This window comes from Coprobacillus cateniformis, from assembly GCF_009767585.1.
GTDB lineage: Bacteria > Bacillota_I > Bacilli_A > Erysipelotrichales > Coprobacillaceae > Coprobacillus > Coprobacillus cateniformis.
Genome location: NZ_WSNW01000001.1, coordinates 1,590,572 through 1,607,739, shown reverse-complemented (window position 1 = coordinate 1,607,739; position 17,168 = coordinate 1,590,572). Strand labels below are relative to the sequence as shown.

Genomic DNA, 17,168 nt, shown 5'->3' with positions numbered 1-17,168 from the left:
TATATTATATTATGAAAACAATATATGCTAAGCTTCTTTTTGTTTTTGTATTGATATTCATGATTGGGTGTTTACATTATCAGGATGCAATAACTTTCATAAAATCTAACTATCAAGCACAAAATAATCAAAAAGATTATATCGTTAAAGTGAAGACAAAATCAAAAACGTTAGAAATTCCATTAGAGGAATATCTGGTTGGTGTTGTTGCTGGAGAAATGCCTGTAAGTTTTGAAGAAGAGGCCTTGAAAGCACAAGTTGTTGCTAGCCGTACATTTGTATTATCTAGAAAAATGAATGTAGATAATACTACAAATTCTCAAGTCTTTTTAACTGATAGTCAAATGAAAAAGAATTGGGGAAATCAATATAAGGAGAATAAAGAAAAAGTTGAAAAAGCAGTCAAAGAAACAAGTTATGAAGTGATGACTTATCAAGGAAAATATATATCAGCAATGTTTTTTTCAAGCAGTAATGGGAAGACTGTTAATTGTGAAGATTATTTTAATGGTGAAGTTGCGTATTTAAAATCAGTAGATAGTCATTGGGATCTAACGATTGACCCTGGAAATATTAGATATAAGACGTTTACCAAAACACAATTGGCTAATGCATTTGGAGTTAAATCTCCTAATATTGAGGTGACTTCTCATACAGAAAGTGGATATGTTAAAAATGTAACAGTTAATGGAAAAACTTATACCGGTAGAGAAGTGAGAGAAAAACTTGGATTAGTATCATCCTGTTTCCAAATTGATTTAACGTCAAAAGGTTATAAATTTACAACCAAAGGAAGTGGACATGGTGTTGGAATGAGTCAGTATGGAGCACAAGCAATGGCTAAAGAAAATAAGTCATATAAAGAGATTCTTCATCATTATTATCAAAATGTTGAAATTAAACGTATAGACTCGTAACTTTTGTTCATACTTAGATTGAGGTGAAAGTATGAAGAAAAGATCATTTAAATACAAAAAAGCACTTGGGATTACATTAGCATTAGCCGTATTCTTAGGTGGTATTGGTGTTGTGCAAAGAATTTTAGATAATCACACAAGTGACTTTGAGGATGAATCAGTTGTTAAAGTTGAAGAAAATAAAGACAACAAAGATAAGAAAGAAGAAAAAACAATTGAAACACTCAAAGCACCTGTTAAAGATGGTGTAGGAATTGTTAGATATTTTTATAATAAAGATGATGATGCAGCAAAACAGGAACAGTCATTAATTTTATTTGAAGGTGTATATAGACCTAACCAAGGAATTGATTATTCTAATAAGAATGAAGCATTTGATATTCTTGCTGCTATAAGCGGAACTGTAACAAAGAAAACAAATGATCCTGTTCTCGGTTGGATTGTAACAATTACAAATGGTGATAAGATTTCAACAACATATGAATCTTTATCTAAAGTATCTGTTGAATTGAATCAAACTGTGAAACAAGGAGACGTTATTGGGACAAGTGGAGAGAATGTTTATGAAGCTGATTTAAAGAATCATTTACATTTCATTTTACAAAAAGAAGATCAGTTATTTAACCCAGAAAAATATCTTGGTCAGGCCTTAAATACGATTAAATAGCGATTTTCAATCGCTATTATTTTTTTCTTGTATTTACCACAAAAAATGTTACAATAGAAATGCTTATAGGAGGAATGTTTATGAAATTATCAAAAGAAATTGGTATTGACTTAGGAACAGCTAACATTCTTATTTATGTTAAAGGTGAAGGAATCGTTGTAAATGAACCTTCTGTTGTAACAATCAATACTGAAACAAATAGACCAATCGCTGTAGGTGAAGAAGCAAGAGATATGCTAGGAAAAACTCCAGGTAAATTTCAAGCTATTCGTCCTCTTAAAGATGGTGTTATCGCAGACTTTCAAATTACTGAAATTTTAATTACTCATTTTATTAATAAATTAAACTTAAAAGGAGTTTTCTCAAGACCAACAATCTTAATTTGTTGTCCTTCTAATATCACTTCTATTGAAAAAAGTGCTATCCAGGATGTTGCTTTAAGATGTGGAGCAAAAAGAGTTTACATTGAAGAAGAACCAAAGGTTGCTGCTATTGGAGCAGGATTAGATATTTCTAAACCATCAGGAAATATGGTTATTGATATTGGTGGGGGAACAACAGATGTCGCTGTTCTATCATTAGGTGATATTGTCACAAGCACTTCTTTAAAAGTTGCTGGTGATAAGATGGATGCAGAATTAATCAAATATGTTAAAGATAAATATAAGTTATTAATTGGTGATCGTACTGCTGAAGAAATTAAAGTGAATATCGGAACAGCATATGGTGCATCTGCTGAAGATATATTAGATGTAAGAGGTAGAGATTTAGTAACAGGATTACCTCACACAATTCAATTAAATGCTAAAGAAACTCAAGAAGCTTTAGAAGAATGCTGTTCAACTATTTTAAGAGCAACAAAACAAGTTCTTGAACAAACACCACCTGAATTATCAGCTGATATCGTTAACAAAGGTATCTTCTTAACTGGTGGAGGAGCTTTACTTCATAATTTAGATAAATATTTAGAAGAAGGATTAGGAGTTCCTGTATTCGTAGCTGACAATGCACTTGATTGTGTTGCGGAAGGTTGCGGAATTATGTTAGAAAATACACAATACTTAAAATAATGCTTAAGAGCATTATTTTTTTCTTATCCTGCAAATTTAAGAATAATTTTTCAATTTCTGATAAAATGGTGCACGAGGTGAAAAAAATGGGTAAAAGAAAATTTTTCTTCTTTGATATAGATGGAACATTAGCAGTTGGGACACCAGGTGATCAGTATGTTCCTGAATCAACAAAATTAGCATTAAGGAAATTAGAAGAACAAGGACATTTTTTAGCAATAGCAACAGGCAGAAGTTATGCGATGGCAAAGAATCATATGGAAGAATTAGGTTTTAAAAATATGGTTAGTGATGGTGGAAATGGAATTACAATAGATAGCAAGTTATTAGAAATTAAACCACTTGATTATGACAAATGTTTACGATTAATTGATGAGTGTAAGGAAAAGGGATTTATTTGGGCTATTTCTCCAGATAATGCAACAAGAAGACTTGCTCCAGATGAGCGTTTTTATGATTTTACACATGATATATATATGGACACGGTTGTTAAAGAGGGATTAGATCCTAGAGATTATGATGAAATATATAAGGTTTATATTGCTTGTTATAGTCCTGAAGAAGATCAATTAGAATCTTTAAAAGAATTACCATGGTGTCGATTTCATAAAGAATTCTTATTTGTGGAACCTGGAGATAAATCTATTGGTATAAAAGCGATTGTTGATCATTTTGGTGGTGACTATAAAGATGTGGTTGTTTTTGGTGATGAGAAAAATGATTTGAGCATGTTTACTGGAGAATGGACATCAATTGCGATGGGAAATGCTATTGATGAGTTGAAGGCCAAAGCAACTTATGTTACAGATGATGCTGATAAAGATGGAATATATAAAGCATGTCAATATTATGGGTGGATAGATTAATATGGAAAAGAAGATTATATTTTTTGATGTAGATGGAACTTTATACACAAATGAATTAGGTGGGATTACAGATAATGTTAAAAAAGCTATTGCTGCTACAAGGGCATTAGGACATTTGTGCTTTGTTGCGAGTGGTAGACCATATGGATATATTGCAGATAATGTGAAAGACATTGGATTTGATGGATATGTTCTTGCTAATGGGGCAAATATTAAATATCAGAATCATGATTTAGAAAAAAGATTTCTTAACTATAAAGATGTCAAAGAATTATGTCAAAAGCTTAAAGAAAAGAATATTGAATATGTCTTACAAACATCAACAGTTTGCTGTCTAGATAGAAATTCTCAATGTTTATTAGATTTTTATAAAAAATGTAATATAGATTTTGAGAACTTTTGTTTTGATTATGATGAAGAGGAAATTATGCATAAAACTGTTAAAATAGAAGTTTGGGTAAAAGATCAAGAAGAATTAGATTTTGCTATATCTTGTTATGGGGCATTTCAATATGAATTGCATCCTGATAATCATAGTATGGAAATTTATGCAAAAAATGTATCGAAGGCAACTGGGATTTTAGATGTTTTAAGATTATTAAACATTGATATCAAAGATAGTTACTGTTTTGGAGATGGACCAAATGATGTAGAAATGTTTGAAACAGTAGGACACGCAATTGCAATGGGAAATGCTATTGATATTATAAAAGAAAGAGCAGAAAGCATTTGTTTAACTGTTCACGAAGATGGTGTTGCTCATAAATTAAAAGAGTTATTTGATTTATAACTATGAAATATATAAACAAAAAAAGGGTTATAATGAGTTAATCATTATAATCCTTTTAAATAAGTTTTGCTATTTGAGAAGTTAACAAGTCAACATAAACAAAAAAAACAATTTGATTTTCTAAATATTGATCAAAGTTTTGATTAGATGATGAAGGTAACCAAATATAATAATCACTTATTTTCTTGACAAAAAGTTTATCATGCATAGTGATAAAAGCAAGTTGGAATTGGTTTTTTTCTTTTTTTTCTTTAATATTATTAAATGTAGATAATCCATTTCCTCTATTTGTAAAAACAACGACAAGATCATTCTTATTAGCAATTTGATCAATATCATGAAACTCATCTGTTGCTAAAAAAATAACCTTTTTATGTATTTTAAATAAATTATATTGTAGCATCTTCGCAGGTAAAGAACTTTTGTGGGAGCCAGTGACAATAATTGTATCTGCATGAATAATACTTTTAGCAAATCGTTCCATCATTTCATTATCAATATTTTCATTTAAAATATTTAATAAACGACAATAAGAATCAATAGTAGAAAGATTATTGTTTTGTTCTTGTCTACCTTGTTTTTCTGATCTAAAAACATCAAATTTAAATTCATTAAAACCATCATAACCAATTTTTTGACAAAAACGTGTTATTGTAGACTGTGAAACCTGATAATCTTTAGCTAGAGAAGTTATTGATCCACGTAAAATAAGATCAGGATTTTTTTGTAATATATTATAGACAATCATCTCTTTTTTTGTGAATGTATCTTTTTTTAGTTCAATCTTTTCAAAAGGGTTCATAATATCACTCCATTCCCTTATATTATAAACATAAACCTCATTCAATGAAAGAACAATTTGAATGAGGTTTACGAATTAAGCATTAATTAACTGATTTGTTTCATTGATAATACTTTGAATAAAAGTATCAGCATTTCCCTTGTTTAATCTAGAAATATATGTTTCAAAATATTTCCCATAGTCTTCTTCACAAACAAAATAATTAGAATAGTTTTCACAATAACCAATTAAGATAACAAGATAATCAGAAAAAGCATCCTGAATTCTTTTTCCTAAAATCGCTGTAATATCACCAGGTAAAGATATAAAAATAACTTTACCCATAATAACAATATTAGATTTTAAAGATAATGTCATAGGACTCATTTTAACCTTTAGCAATAGACTCTTTAATAATGTTTCAGCCATAAATGCATCTTGAGAATCGGGGTGCTCCTGAATTGTTTTTTGAAGTTCTGATATTTTCATTTGAGTAAATTCATGAGTCCTCCCATCAAAAGTATATTCCTGAACAATATGTGAAGATTGAATTTGAGTCATAGGATAATAAATTTCATTAAGATTATTGAATTGATCTATTATTTCATGAGAAACCCGTGTTAGTTCTGCTTCACCAGAAAGTTGACGGTAAAAACGAGTTGATACATCTCCACAACAGCCATTAATAATCATACATTCATGCTGATACTTTTCTTGATAGAGTAAGCGAATTGCACCAATTAAATCAGCGGATAATTTTAAATTTGTTCCATTAAGAATAGTTGGGTGACAAGCCATTGATAAGAGTGTAAAGAATGGTAGAGTTTCATTGTTTTTGATAAAATGAATTGCAATGACATCCTTATTTGAATAGCCATTCATTTCATTCCTATTTCCATACAACCCTTTAATTGTTGTTTTTTCTAGTTGATAAGTTGCATCTTCTAATGATGTCATAGCTTGATTTATACTATCAATAAATTGAATGATTAGAGATTGCTGAAGTTCTTCTTCAATTTCAACATTTTCAAAGAAAGGCTTAAAATAAGCGGGTGCAGAATGGGTATGAATGCAACCAATAATAATCTGATCTTGAGAGATGTTATACTTTTCACTTATTGCATTTTTTACTGGAATAATCACACTATTCTCCATAATAATAGAATCAAGAATAGAGAGAATAAAGAATTGATTTTGAATAGATATCACTAATGTATTGATTTCTATAGGATCAAGAATGCCTGTTGATTTTTTCTGGCGTCCATATCCAGCCATATGGACAGCACCAGTAGGTGTAATTTTATATTTATGATAACCAATTTTCATAGTAAGTACCTCCAAATAAAGTATAGCATATTTTAATATAAAATGAAAGAATATTCAAAATATAAATATTTTTCATGCATAACCATTCATAAAATGATATGCTATTTATGTCAAATGAAACCGGTTAACAAAAATGACATATGATAAGGGAGGAAACTTATGGAAACAACAAATAAGGGGTTTATGGCTAAATTCCAAGAATTATTAGAAAAATATGTTGTACCAGTTGCAACAAAGATATCACAACAAAAACATTTAGCATCAGTTCGTGATGGATTAACTGTTTTGGTTCCCGTTACAATTATTGGAGGGTTTGCTATTCTTTTGGCTCAACCACCTATTAATGCAACAATGCAACCAACAAACTTCTTTTTCTCATTTTTATGTATGTGGCGTGATTGGGCAGCAGCAAATGCTGGCACATTACTGACTCCATATTATTTAACTATTGGAGCAATTTCTATTTATGTCGTTTTAGGTGTTTCATATCAATTATGTAAAACATATAAAATGGATGCTATTTCAAATGTTATCTCTGCTTTGCTAGTTTTCTTATGTATTTCAGGGGTACCACAGGCATTTGCATCTGGAGAGACAAGTGTCACAGCAATTCCATTAACAAATTTAGGTGCTTCAGGAATGTTTACAGCTATTGTTATTGCATTAGCCGTTATTGAAATTAATCACTTATTTATTAAGAAAAATTTAGTTATTAAATTACCATCTTCAGTACCACCTAATGTGGCTGCACCATTTAATGTATTGATTCCAGGAATCTTTAATTTGATTTTCTTTATGGTTTTAAACATTTTGTGTACTTCAGCATTTGGAACTGGTATTCCTGGATTGATCTATGCAGCATTCCAACCATTAATTTCAGCAACAGGATCATTACCATCAATTTTATTAATCAATGTTTTAATGACAACATTTTGGTTCTTTGGTATTCATGGTGGGAATATGGTTGGTATTGTGACAACACCACTAACAACTTTAGGATTAACTTTAAATGCAGAAGCTTATGCTGCTGGTAAAGAATTACCTAGTATTTTTGCAGGAGCAGTTAATAGTGTTTATGGTGGATGGATATCATATTTTGCAGTTGTTATTGTTGTTATTGTTTTCTGCAAATCTTCACAAGCAAAGTCAATTGGTAAAATTGCATCTGTTCCAGCATTCTTTAATATTAATGAACCTTTAATCTTTGGATTACCAACAGTTTTAAATCCATTTACACTCATTACATTCTTAATTTGTAATAATTTAAATTTTGCAATTGTTTATTTTTTAATGGATAGTGGCTTTTTAGGAAAATTCTTTGTGACATTGCCTTTTACAGTACCAGGACCACTTCAAGCATGGTTGGCATCTATGGATCCTAAGTCTATACTTGTTTGGTTAGCGTTATTGATTTTAGATATTATTATTGCTTTACCGTTCATTAAAGCATATGATAAACAGTTATTAGCAAATGAGGAGGTAAAGAGTGCTGATTAACAGTGCTCTTTTCTCTTATATGAAAGTGATTATAAATGCAGATGATTTTGGTTATACAAAGGCAGTAACTGAAGGTATTATCGAAGGATATCATAGAGGAATTATTCGTTCAACAACAGCTTTATGCAATATGGAATATGTTGAATATGGTAAAAAATTATTAAAAGATTGTCCTAATCTAGCTGTCGGTGTTCATCTGACACTAACACTAGGAAAGTCTCTCACACAAAATCAGACACTTACTGATGAATTTGGGTATTTCTATAAGCCAGAAATGCTGCAAGAACATATGTTTGATCCTCAGGAAGTCTATCTTGAATTTAAAGCACAGATAGAAAAATATATTGAAATATTTGGGCGTAAGCCAAGTCACTTAGATAGTCATCATGGTATGCATGATTTTCATGATAATTATCTTGCAACAGAAAGATTAGCCAAAGAATATCATTTACCTGTGAGAAGATATAGTGATTATTTATTTGTTAAAGAATTTGTGAATGAAAAGATATCAGTTGAGGGATTGATTGATATATTAGAAAAATATAAGAATAAAAATATTGAAATTATGACTCATCCAGGAAATTGTGATTTAGAATTATATGAAAAAAGTTCTTATTCTCTCAATCGAGTTGTAGAATTATCAATTTTATGTCATCAAGATATAAAAGATTATATTAAGGAAAACAAAATAGTAGTTACAAACTACTTAGGAGAATCATATGAAGAAAATACGTATAGGTAGTGGAGCTGGGTATGCTGGCGATAGGATTGAGCCGGCTATTGATTTAATTGAACAAGGGCAGTTAGATTATATTATTTTTGAATGTCTTGCTGAAAGAACAATCTCACTAGCTCAAAAAGCAAAACAAAGTCATCCAGCGTTAGGATATAATGAATTATTTGAATATCGATTTGAAAAAATATTAGATGCATTAAAAGAACATAAAGTTAAAGTTGTTACGAATATGGGGGCTGCTAATCCAGCGGCTGCAGCAAGAAAATGTGCAAAAATGGCTAAAGAGAAAAATTTAACACATATTAAGATTGCTTATGTTGAAGGTGATGATATTAGTTGCCAATTGCAGAATTATATGGATTATCAGGTTATGGAAACAGGACAACCTCTTATGGCTATTGATGGAGATATCTTATCTGCTAATGGATATATTGGAATCAAAGGGATAGTAGAGGCTCTAGAAAATAATGCTGATATTATTATTACGGGAAGAGTTGCTGATCCTTCATTAGCATTAGGACCGTTGGTCTATGAATTTGGTTGGGCAATGGATGATTATGATAAATTAGGTAAAGGAACATGGATTGGTCATTTATTAGAATGTGCAGGACAAGTGACAGGAGGGTATTACGCAGATCCTGGTTATAAAGATGTTCCAGAATTGTGGAATCTTGGTTTTCCAATTATAGAAGTAGATGAAACTGGAGATGGTATTGTAACGAAATTACCTCATACTGGTGGTATAGTGACAACTGAAACAGTGAAGGAACAAACATTATATGAAATTCAAGATCCAGTTCAATATTTTACACCTGATGTCATTGCTGATTTTTCACATGTAAAAGTAGAACAACTAGAAAAAGATATTGTTAAGATATCTGGAGCAACCGGACATGCACCTAATGGCTATTACAAAACAAGTGTAGGTTATCATGATTGTTACATTGGTGAAGGCCAGATAAGTTATGGGGGATGCAATGCGCTTGCAAAAGCGCAACTTGCAAAAGAGGTTCTAAAACATCGCTTTGAAATGATTGGATTTAATGCAGATGAAATCAGATATGATTATATTGGTCTGAATTCATTATATCAAGATCATATTTCAAATCAATTGTTACAGGGAGTGTCATTTGAATTAAGATTAAGAGTGGCAGCACGTGTAAAAGATTATGCTCAGGCTCAGATTGTTGGTAATGAGGTAGAAGCATTGTATACAAATGGACCATCTGGTGGTGGTGGCGCAACTAAAAATATAAAAGATATTATTAGTATTGCATCTATTTTGGTTCCAACAGATCATTTTGAGATTACTGTTGGATATTTGGAGGTTTAGAATATGTTACTTAAAGAGATTGCTCATTCAAGAACCGGAGATAAAGGAAATATATCAGTTATTTCTGTTATTGCTTATCAGCAAGAGGATTATAAGCTTATTAAAGAAAAAGTCACTGTAGAAAAATTAAAGGATTATTTTAAAGATATTGTTCATGGAAAAATAACTAGATATGAAATAGAGAGTATTGGAGCTTTAAATTTTGTTATGGAAGATGCCTTAGGTGGTGGAGTAACAAGATCATTAGCTATTGATATGCACGGAAAAACTCTTGGAAGTGCATTATTAGAAATGAAGATTTAAAGATGAACATACAAGAAATTGTGATTGCAGGAGCAGGAACAATGGGATATTCTATGGCTCAAATTTTTGCAAAATATCATTATAGTGTTATTATTTATGATCTCAATGAAGAAGCACTATCAAATGCAAAAAAACATATCCAAGATAATGTTTCTATATTACTTAATGAACAAGAATTGACTAGTCAGCAATCACAGGATTTGTTCAATCATTTATCCTATACAACAAATAAAGATTGTTTTAAAGAATGTGATTTAGTTGTTGAAAGCATTATTGAAGATCTTAAAATAAAAAAATCATTTTATCAAGATATCTCTCAATTTGTTAAAGATGAATGTATTCTAGCAACAAATACATCAGGAATTTCTATTAATGAATTAGCAAGTGCTGTATATAAGCCAGAAAGATTTATTGGAATGCATTGGTTTAATCCGTGTCATTTGGTGCTATTAATTGAAATTATTAAAGGAAAAGAAACTCATGATTCAATTGCCGATGCTATTTATCAATTAAGTCTTTCAATTGATAAAAAGCCAGTTATTGTCAACAAAGATGTTTTAGGCTTTGCTGCCAATAGGATTCAATTTGCAGTATTAAGAGAAGCACTGTATCTTGTTGAACAAGGAGTTATATCAAAAGAAGGAATAGATGATGTGATGAAATATGGCCTTGGTTTTAGATATGCCTGTTTAGGCCCATTAGAAGTTGCAGATTTTGGAGGATTAGATACTTTCTATCATATTAGTGATTATTTAATGAAAGATTTATGTGATAGCCACGAAATTCCTTCAGAGTTAAAAGAACACTATATGAAACATGAATATGGTGTTAAATGCCAACAGGGATTCTATGATTATCATAATGGAAAAGATGTTGAAGCCATAAAGCAAAGAGATGAAAATTTAATTAAAATATTTCATGCTTTATATAGATAGTTAAGATATCATAATTGTATTGACTATTTTCCTTCCTTTTTTAGGATTTTGAAATCAGCAATCATTATCCAAATATAAATACAATAATATGATATTTTATCTAAAGAAAGATATTTGACTTTTAGTTGAATATCTTTTTATCATATAATAAAATAAATGTTGGGAAGTGAAATCATGAAAATTATTGCATGTGTAGATAATGATATGGGTTTAATGTTTCATCAAAGAAGGCAAACACAAGATCGTATTGTTAGAGAGAATATAAAAGCATTAAAAGAAAGAATCTATATGAATGAATATTCTTATCAATTATATAAAGATACTTTAGATGATGTGATTGTTGATAATGATTTTATAAAACATGGAGAAAATCATTATTGTTTGATTGAGAATGTCAGTGTTAAGGATTGTGATATTGATGAAATGATATTATATAGATGGAATACGATTTATCCGTGTGATTATTATTTAGATATTGATTTATCAAAATTCCAATTGGTTAAACAGGAAATGTTTAAGGGATCATCCCATGAAGTTACAAAAGAGATTTATCGAAAGGAAAAAGGATGAAAAAGAAAGATAAAAAAAGATTAATTCAATTAGTTATTGCAGGATTGATTGTCATAGGTGGATATATTACAACAGAATATTGGAGTGATGATTTTCATTCTCCAATGAAGATAGAAAGTGATGATATTGAAACCTATAGTGGTAAGCCATATGTTGTTGTCAATGACAATGAACCTTATTTTACAAAAGATGATCTTACAACAAAATCTTTTGAAAGATATAGTGAATTAGATGAATTAGGAAGATGTGGTGTGGCTTATGCAAATGTATCTGAAAAGACGATGCCAATAGAAAAAAGAGGTTCTATTGGACAGGTAAAACCGAGTGGCTGGCAAACAATAAAATATGATTTTATAGATGGAAAATATTTGTATAATCGATGTCATCTGATTGGTTATCAGCTGACTGGTGAAAATGCTAATGAAAAGAATTTAATTACAGGAACAAGATATATGAACACCGAAGGAATGTTACCTTTTGAAAATCAGATTGCTGATTATGTGAAAGAGACAGGCAATCATGTTTTGTATCGTGTGACACCTATATATGAAGATGATAATTTAGTCGCAGATGGTGTTTTAATGGAAGCAATGTCAGTTGAAGATCAAGGGTTAGATATTGAATTTAATGTTTTTGTCTATAATGTACAGCCTGGCGTTACAATTAACTATAAAAATGGTGAAAGTCATATTACAAAATAGGTCTGAGATTTTTATCTCAGACCTATATATTTTCTATTTTAAAATTTTAAAATGATGTCCTGGTTTAATGAAATCTAATAGCATTAACTCTTCAGGTTTAATAGTCGCAACTAAATTACGTTCACCATCATTTGGAATTTCTGTAAGTACGATTTCTAGTTCACCACGATAATGAGCTAGGTTATCATTAACAATCAAGACGTCTCCACGTGTAAAGACTTTTTTACCTGGATCTCTATAAGGAATTGATTGTGATTCAATATTTTTATCAGTTGCAGTTGCAACTGATGCATCTTGAATACTCTTTTGTTCTTTAAACCAAACTCTTGGCATAGAAGAACGTAACATAAATGAAGAATGATCATAACGATCCCAATGTGGTGCATAATCAAACATAATCATTTTTTCATTATCTGAAATACCTTCAGCTTCATCTACTTTCATTTCAATTGCTTGAAGATTAACTTTAGATAAAGCTTCTAATTCTTCATCACTTGCTGGATAATTTCCAATAAGAATATCATCAACATCGCCAGTTGCTAATAGATAACGAGCTTGTAAATCAATTGGTAAACCTCTCATAATTTCAACTGTTGGTAATCCACAGAAAACTTGCCAAGGTCCAATTGTATTTTCATTATTTGATGAAACAAATGCAGCAGTGTGTAAATTTAATTCTTTCCAATAACTGTTATACTCCATAAATAAGTCAAAATCCATACCAGTATAACGTTCTGGGAAGAAGTTATGACACATAGTCATTTGGTCTTTGTTTCCACCCTTATTAATTAAAAGTTCAACACCCATATCCATACTTGCATTAAATTCAATTTTAATACCATATGGATTACGTGTTAATTGAATATCTCCTTGTGTCCCAAAGTTTCCATCCATTCTAATAATATCAAGTCCTAAATCATAAAAAGGTTTTAAGTTATCAGGAGTTGCTCCAATTAAAGTAAAAACTTCAGGATTTGTATCAGCAGCAACTTCAAATCCTAATTCATGAGCTTTATCCATGAATTCTTTAAATTCAACCAAATATGTTTCCCTTTGATCTTCAGGAATAGATAAAAAACAAGTGAAAATTCTGCTATATCCCAATTGAGCAGCTTTTTCTAAATATGTGTATACCTCATCACGTGGTGTTTTATCTGGGTATACAGAAATACCTAATTTATGCATTTTCGTTTTCCTCCTTGTGCAACCACATTATAGCATTTTTACTTGAAATATTTAAGCGTAAAAAAGATTTTCTATAAATTTCTTTCATTTTGTACTATAATACATAGAGAAAGGAGCAATGATATGAGTTTAGAAATTTGTTTATCATTTATTATGACTTTTATTGTCAGTCTTATACTAGTACCATTTGTCAGCAAAATATCAAAACAACTTGGTATCATTGCTCATACAAATAAACGTACTATTCATAAAGGAACAATAGCAAGAACAGGAGGTTATGCTATTTATGCCAGTTTCTTAATTGGAACTATGATATTCTTAAAAACAGATACTCAAATTAATGCAATTCTTATTGGTGGTTTTATTATATTTTTAACTGGATTTTATGATGATATTCATGACTTATCACCTAAACTTAAAATGTTGGGACAAATTGTTGCAGCACTGGTTGTTATTATTTATGGTGATATTTCATTAAAGGGAGCAATTATACCTTTTCTCCCATCAAATATATCACATGTGATTGCTATTATAGTCACAATTGGATGGATTGTTGGGATAAGTAACGCAGTTAATCTGATTGATGGATTAGATGGTTTATGTGGTGGTATTTCAATTATAGTTCTTGTGACAATCTCATTAACCTCTTTGACTTATGGTCGTACAGATATCTCATCATTATCTCTATTATTAGCAGGAGCTATTGGTGGTTTCTTAGTCTATAATTTTCATCCTGCCTCTGTATTTCTAGGTGACTGTGGAGCCTTATTTATAGGATTTATGATTGCAGTTATTTCATTGTTAGGTTTTGGGTATAAAAGTTCATCTTTCTTTACATTAGGAGCTCCTATTGTTGTATTAATGGTTCCTATTATGGATACAATTATAGCAATTATTAGGAGAAAGGTTCATCATAAAAGTTTTAGTGAAGCAGATAAGAATCATTTACATCATAAATTAATGTTCTCTTTAGAATTAGGTCAAACAAAAAGTGTTTTGATTTTATATACTGTGACAATTCTTTTCTCATTATGCTCATATATATATTTATATGATAAGATTGCTGCCACAATCCTCTTTTTAACATTAATGTTATTCTTTGAAGTCTTTGTTGAAGCAACAAATATGATTGATCGTAAATACAAACCAGTATTAACAATCATGAATATCTTTATAAAGAGTGAGTATTTGCCATCCATTAAAGATACAAAACCATATCGTCGTATTGTTGAAAAAGCTAAAAAGAAATACGCTGTAGTCTTTCTGATAGTGGTTGCTATTGTTTTTTCATTAGTATTCTTTATTAATAAAGATAATACTCCTAAAACAAATAAACCTGAACAAACGATCGAATACAAAGAAGTTGCTCATGAAACCCCTTTAATGAGTAATATATATAATCAGTTAAAAACTGCAGTCAGTAGAAATAAAAAAGAAGATATTAGACAATTGGTTGCTGCATATTTTATAACAGATTATTTTACACTCTCTAATAAGGTAGTGAATCAAATTGGTGGAATTGATTATTTTTATACGGATAAGAAAGATGATTTTACTGCTTATGCAAAAGCTGCATATTATAAGAATGTAAATACTTTGATTACAAACAAAACAAATACACAAGAAGTCATTAAATATAGTATTATTTCTAATGAACCTTCAAATGTTGCTTTATCAGGTCTTGAAGATTATAGTTATTATGATATAAAAATAACTGTATATTTTGAAGAACTGAATTCTATTTTGAATGTTGAAGAGTATACAACAACAGTGACTCTCATTGAAAAAGATCAAAAATTTAGTGTGGTTGTTATGGAGGAATAAATGATGATTTTATTCCTTTTTTCTATATTGACAAAAGCATATAAAGACCTTTATACTATAGCAAGGGAATGAATGTCTCCCTTAGTTTAAGAACTAAAACCGCTACATGCTGATGACTTCTGCATTTTTTTAATGTGGAAATCATCAGTTTTTTTGTATGATAAAGGAGGAAATTTATGTTATTAAGTATTGCTTATATATTATTATTAGGAATGTTTACAGGCTGGATTTGTAAAAAACTGAAATTACCAAGTCTACTAGGAATGATTTTAACTGGAATGATTTTAGGACCATATGTGTTGAATCTGATAGATAATTCTATTTTAAATATATCATCAGATTTAAGAAGAATTGCATTAATTATTATTCTTATGAGAGCAGGTTTATCCTTAGATCTCAATGATTTTAAAAAAGTAGGACGTCCAGCCATATTCATGTGTTTTGTTCCAGCATGTTTTGAAATGATAGGAATGGTTATACTTGCACCTCAGTTATTAGGAATTTCAGTCATTGATGCAGCAATTATGGGAGCGGTTGTTGGTGCTGTTTCACCAGCAGTTATTGTTCCGAAAATGCTTAAGTTAATGGAAGAAGATTATGGAACTCAAAAGAGTATACCACAATTAATCTTGGCAGGAGCTTCAGTTGATGATGTTTTTGTGATTGTTATGTTTTCAGCCTTTACAGGCTTAGCACAAGGAAATTCAGTATCTATACAAAGTTTTATTAATATTCCAATCTCAATTCTATTAGGTATAATTATTGGCTGTGTTATAGGTTTTATTTTGGCTAAATTCTTTGAGAAAATAAATGTTCGAGATACTGCGAAAGTGATTATTTTGCTATGTCTAGGCTTTGTTCTTGTTTCATTAGAGGATAATTTTTCTTCTGTTATTCCTTTTTCAGCATTAATTTCTATTATGGGAATGGGGATTGCTTTGCAAAAAAAGCGAGAAACTATGGCTATAAGATTATCTATCAAGTTTAATAAATTATGGGTTGCTGCAGAAATCATTCTTTTTGTTCTCGTTGGAGTGACTGTCGATATTTCCTATGCTTTGTCTGCAGGAATAACTGCTGTTATCTTAATTTTAGGTGTATTGCTTTTTAGGATGATTGGAGTTTTGATATGTCTTATAAAAACAGACTTAAACGTAAAGGAAAGATTGTTTTGTGTAATAGGTTATACTCCTAAAGCAACAGTTCAAGCTGCAATTGGTGGAGTTCCACTGGCTATGGGATTGTCTTGTGGTCATATCGTTTTGACAGTTGCTGTTTTAGCTATTTTAATCACTGCGCCTTTAGGTGCCTTTATGATAGATAAGTCATATAAAAAGTTATTAACTAAGAAAGAATGAGTTATTTTGCGTTCTTTTTCTTTATTAAATAAGAGGGATATTATATAATGAGCACGTAAAAGTTTATAAATTTGTTGGTTATCATATAAACAATATGAGATTAAATTGGAATCAGGTGGAAAACCTGAGCTGTCCCGCAGCCGTAAGAGGGAGTTAATGCAAGCATGTCACTGGGAAACTGGGAAGACGCAAAGACGTAGAACTTGAGCCGGAATACAAGCCAACATCTAAGAATACACTTTACGGAGTATAAAGTAGTTCTAGAATGACCTAGGACGAGTGCGTCCTATTTTTTAGTCTAGACCTATT

General features: G+C 30.3%; 17 protein-coding genes and 2 riboswitches. Of the genes, 14 read left to right on the top strand and 3 right to left on the bottom strand.

What is annotated here, in order from left to right; all coding sequences use genetic code 11:
- Positions 1-11: 11 nt before the first annotated feature.
- From spoIID to GQF29_RS08105, 5 genes are all read left to right on the top strand, one after another.
- The gene (gene spoIID / locus GQF29_RS08125) at positions 12-917 is read left to right on the top strand and encodes a stage II sporulation protein D (protein WP_117769112.1); all 906 of its coding nucleotides are present in this window, start codon (positions 12-14) and stop codon (positions 915-917) included.
- Positions 918-948: 31 nt separating this feature from the next.
- Positions 949-1,584, top strand: coding sequence for a M23 family metallopeptidase (locus tag GQF29_RS08120; protein WP_008789068.1), 636 nt, complete (start codon positions 949-951; stop codon positions 1,582-1,584).
- An 80-nt stretch (positions 1,585-1,664) separates the two neighbouring features.
- Complete coding sequence (mreB, locus tag GQF29_RS08115) at positions 1,665-2,654, top strand: rod shape-determining protein (protein ID WP_008789069.1); 990 nt, start codon at positions 1,665-1,667, stop codon at positions 2,652-2,654.
- 86 nt (positions 2,655-2,740) lie between these two features.
- Positions 2,741-3,520: an HAD-IIB family hydrolase gene (locus GQF29_RS08110; RefSeq protein ID WP_008789070.1), complete on the top strand. Its 780-nt coding sequence runs from the start codon at positions 2,741-2,743 to the stop codon at positions 3,518-3,520.
- 1 nt (position 3,521) lies between these two features.
- Positions 3,522-4,310, top strand: a complete 789-nt coding sequence (locus GQF29_RS08105; protein WP_117769113.1) for a Cof-type HAD-IIB family hydrolase — start codon at positions 3,522-3,524, stop codon at positions 4,308-4,310.
- Between the two features lie 55 nt (positions 4,311-4,365).
- Here GQF29_RS08105 and GQF29_RS08100 read toward each other — a convergent pair whose 3' ends face one another.
- Both GQF29_RS08100 and GQF29_RS08095 read right to left on the bottom strand, forming a co-directional pair.
- Positions 4,366-5,112, bottom strand: a complete 747-nt coding sequence (locus GQF29_RS08100) for a MurR/RpiR family transcriptional regulator (protein ID WP_017144020.1) — start codon at positions 5,110-5,112, stop codon at positions 4,366-4,368.
- A gap of 75 nt (positions 5,113-5,187) precedes the next feature.
- Positions 5,188-6,417: a neutral/alkaline non-lysosomal ceramidase N-terminal domain-containing protein gene (locus tag GQF29_RS08095; RefSeq protein WP_008789074.1), complete on the bottom strand. Its 1,230-nt coding sequence runs from the start codon at positions 6,415-6,417 to the stop codon at positions 5,188-5,190.
- A gap of 159 nt (positions 6,418-6,576) precedes the next feature.
- Here GQF29_RS08095 and GQF29_RS08090 point away from each other — a divergent pair, with 159 nt between their 5' ends.
- From GQF29_RS08090 to GQF29_RS08060, 7 genes are all read left to right on the top strand, one after another.
- Positions 6,577-7,914: a PTS sugar transporter subunit IIC gene (locus GQF29_RS08090; RefSeq protein WP_008789075.1), complete on the top strand. Its 1,338-nt coding sequence runs from the start codon at positions 6,577-6,579 to the stop codon at positions 7,912-7,914.
- On the top strand, positions 7,904-8,656 hold the full coding sequence (locus tag GQF29_RS08085) for a carbohydrate deacetylase (protein ID WP_017144021.1): 753 nt from the start codon (positions 7,904-7,906) through the stop codon (positions 8,654-8,656). Before GQF29_RS08090 ends, GQF29_RS08085 begins: the two co-directional genes overlap by 11 nt.
- A complete protein-coding gene (locus tag GQF29_RS08080) occupies positions 8,634-9,983 on the top strand; it encodes an acyclic terpene utilization AtuA family protein (RefSeq protein ID WP_008789077.1) in 1,350 nt (449 codons plus the stop codon). Before GQF29_RS08085 ends, GQF29_RS08080 begins: the two co-directional genes overlap by 23 nt.
- A 3-nt stretch (positions 9,984-9,986) precedes the next feature.
- Positions 9,987-10,286 carry an AtuA-related protein gene (locus GQF29_RS08075; protein WP_008789078.1) on the top strand — a complete coding sequence of 100 codons (300 nt, stop codon included), beginning with the start codon at positions 9,987-9,989 and terminating at the stop codon, positions 10,284-10,286.
- A gap of 2 nt (positions 10,287-10,288) precedes the next feature.
- The gene (locus GQF29_RS08070) at positions 10,289-11,221 is read left to right on the top strand and encodes a 3-hydroxyacyl-CoA dehydrogenase family protein (protein ID WP_008789079.1); all 933 of its coding nucleotides are present in this window, start codon (positions 10,289-10,291) and stop codon (positions 11,219-11,221) included.
- Between the two features lie 174 nt (positions 11,222-11,395).
- Complete coding sequence (locus GQF29_RS08065) at positions 11,396-11,791, top strand: hypothetical protein (protein ID WP_017144022.1); 396 nt, start codon at positions 11,396-11,398, stop codon at positions 11,789-11,791.
- The gene (locus GQF29_RS08060; protein ID WP_008789081.1) at positions 11,788-12,492 is read left to right on the top strand and encodes a DNA/RNA non-specific endonuclease; all 705 of its coding nucleotides are present in this window, start codon (positions 11,788-11,790) and stop codon (positions 12,490-12,492) included. Before GQF29_RS08065 ends, GQF29_RS08060 begins: the two co-directional genes overlap by 4 nt.
- Before the next feature lie 33 nt (positions 12,493-12,525).
- Here the strand turns inward: GQF29_RS08060 and GQF29_RS08055 are convergent, their stop codons facing one another.
- Positions 12,526-13,677: a DUF871 domain-containing protein gene (locus GQF29_RS08055; protein ID WP_008789082.1), complete on the bottom strand. Its 1,152-nt coding sequence runs from the start codon at positions 13,675-13,677 to the stop codon at positions 12,526-12,528.
- A 123-nt stretch (positions 13,678-13,800) separates the two neighbouring features.
- On the opposite strand from GQF29_RS08055, the gene GQF29_RS08050 reads away from it, so the two are divergent.
- Together GQF29_RS08050 and GQF29_RS08045 are read left to right on the top strand one after the other, a co-directional pair.
- Entirely contained in the window at positions 13,801-15,501 is a 1,701-nt protein-coding gene (locus GQF29_RS08050; RefSeq protein WP_008789083.1) for an MraY family glycosyltransferase, read from the top strand.
- A gap of 55 nt (positions 15,502-15,556) precedes the next feature.
- Positions 15,557-15,630: riboswitch (Fluoride riboswitch) on the top strand.
- Positions 15,631-15,677: 47 nt separating this feature from the next.
- A complete protein-coding gene (locus GQF29_RS08045; protein ID WP_054688779.1) occupies positions 15,678-16,859 on the top strand; it encodes a cation:proton antiporter in 1,182 nt (393 codons plus the stop codon).
- Between the two features lie 58 nt (positions 16,860-16,917).
- A riboswitch (cobalamin riboswitch) is annotated at positions 16,918-17,098 on the top strand.
- Positions 17,099-17,168 lie beyond the last annotated feature (70 nt).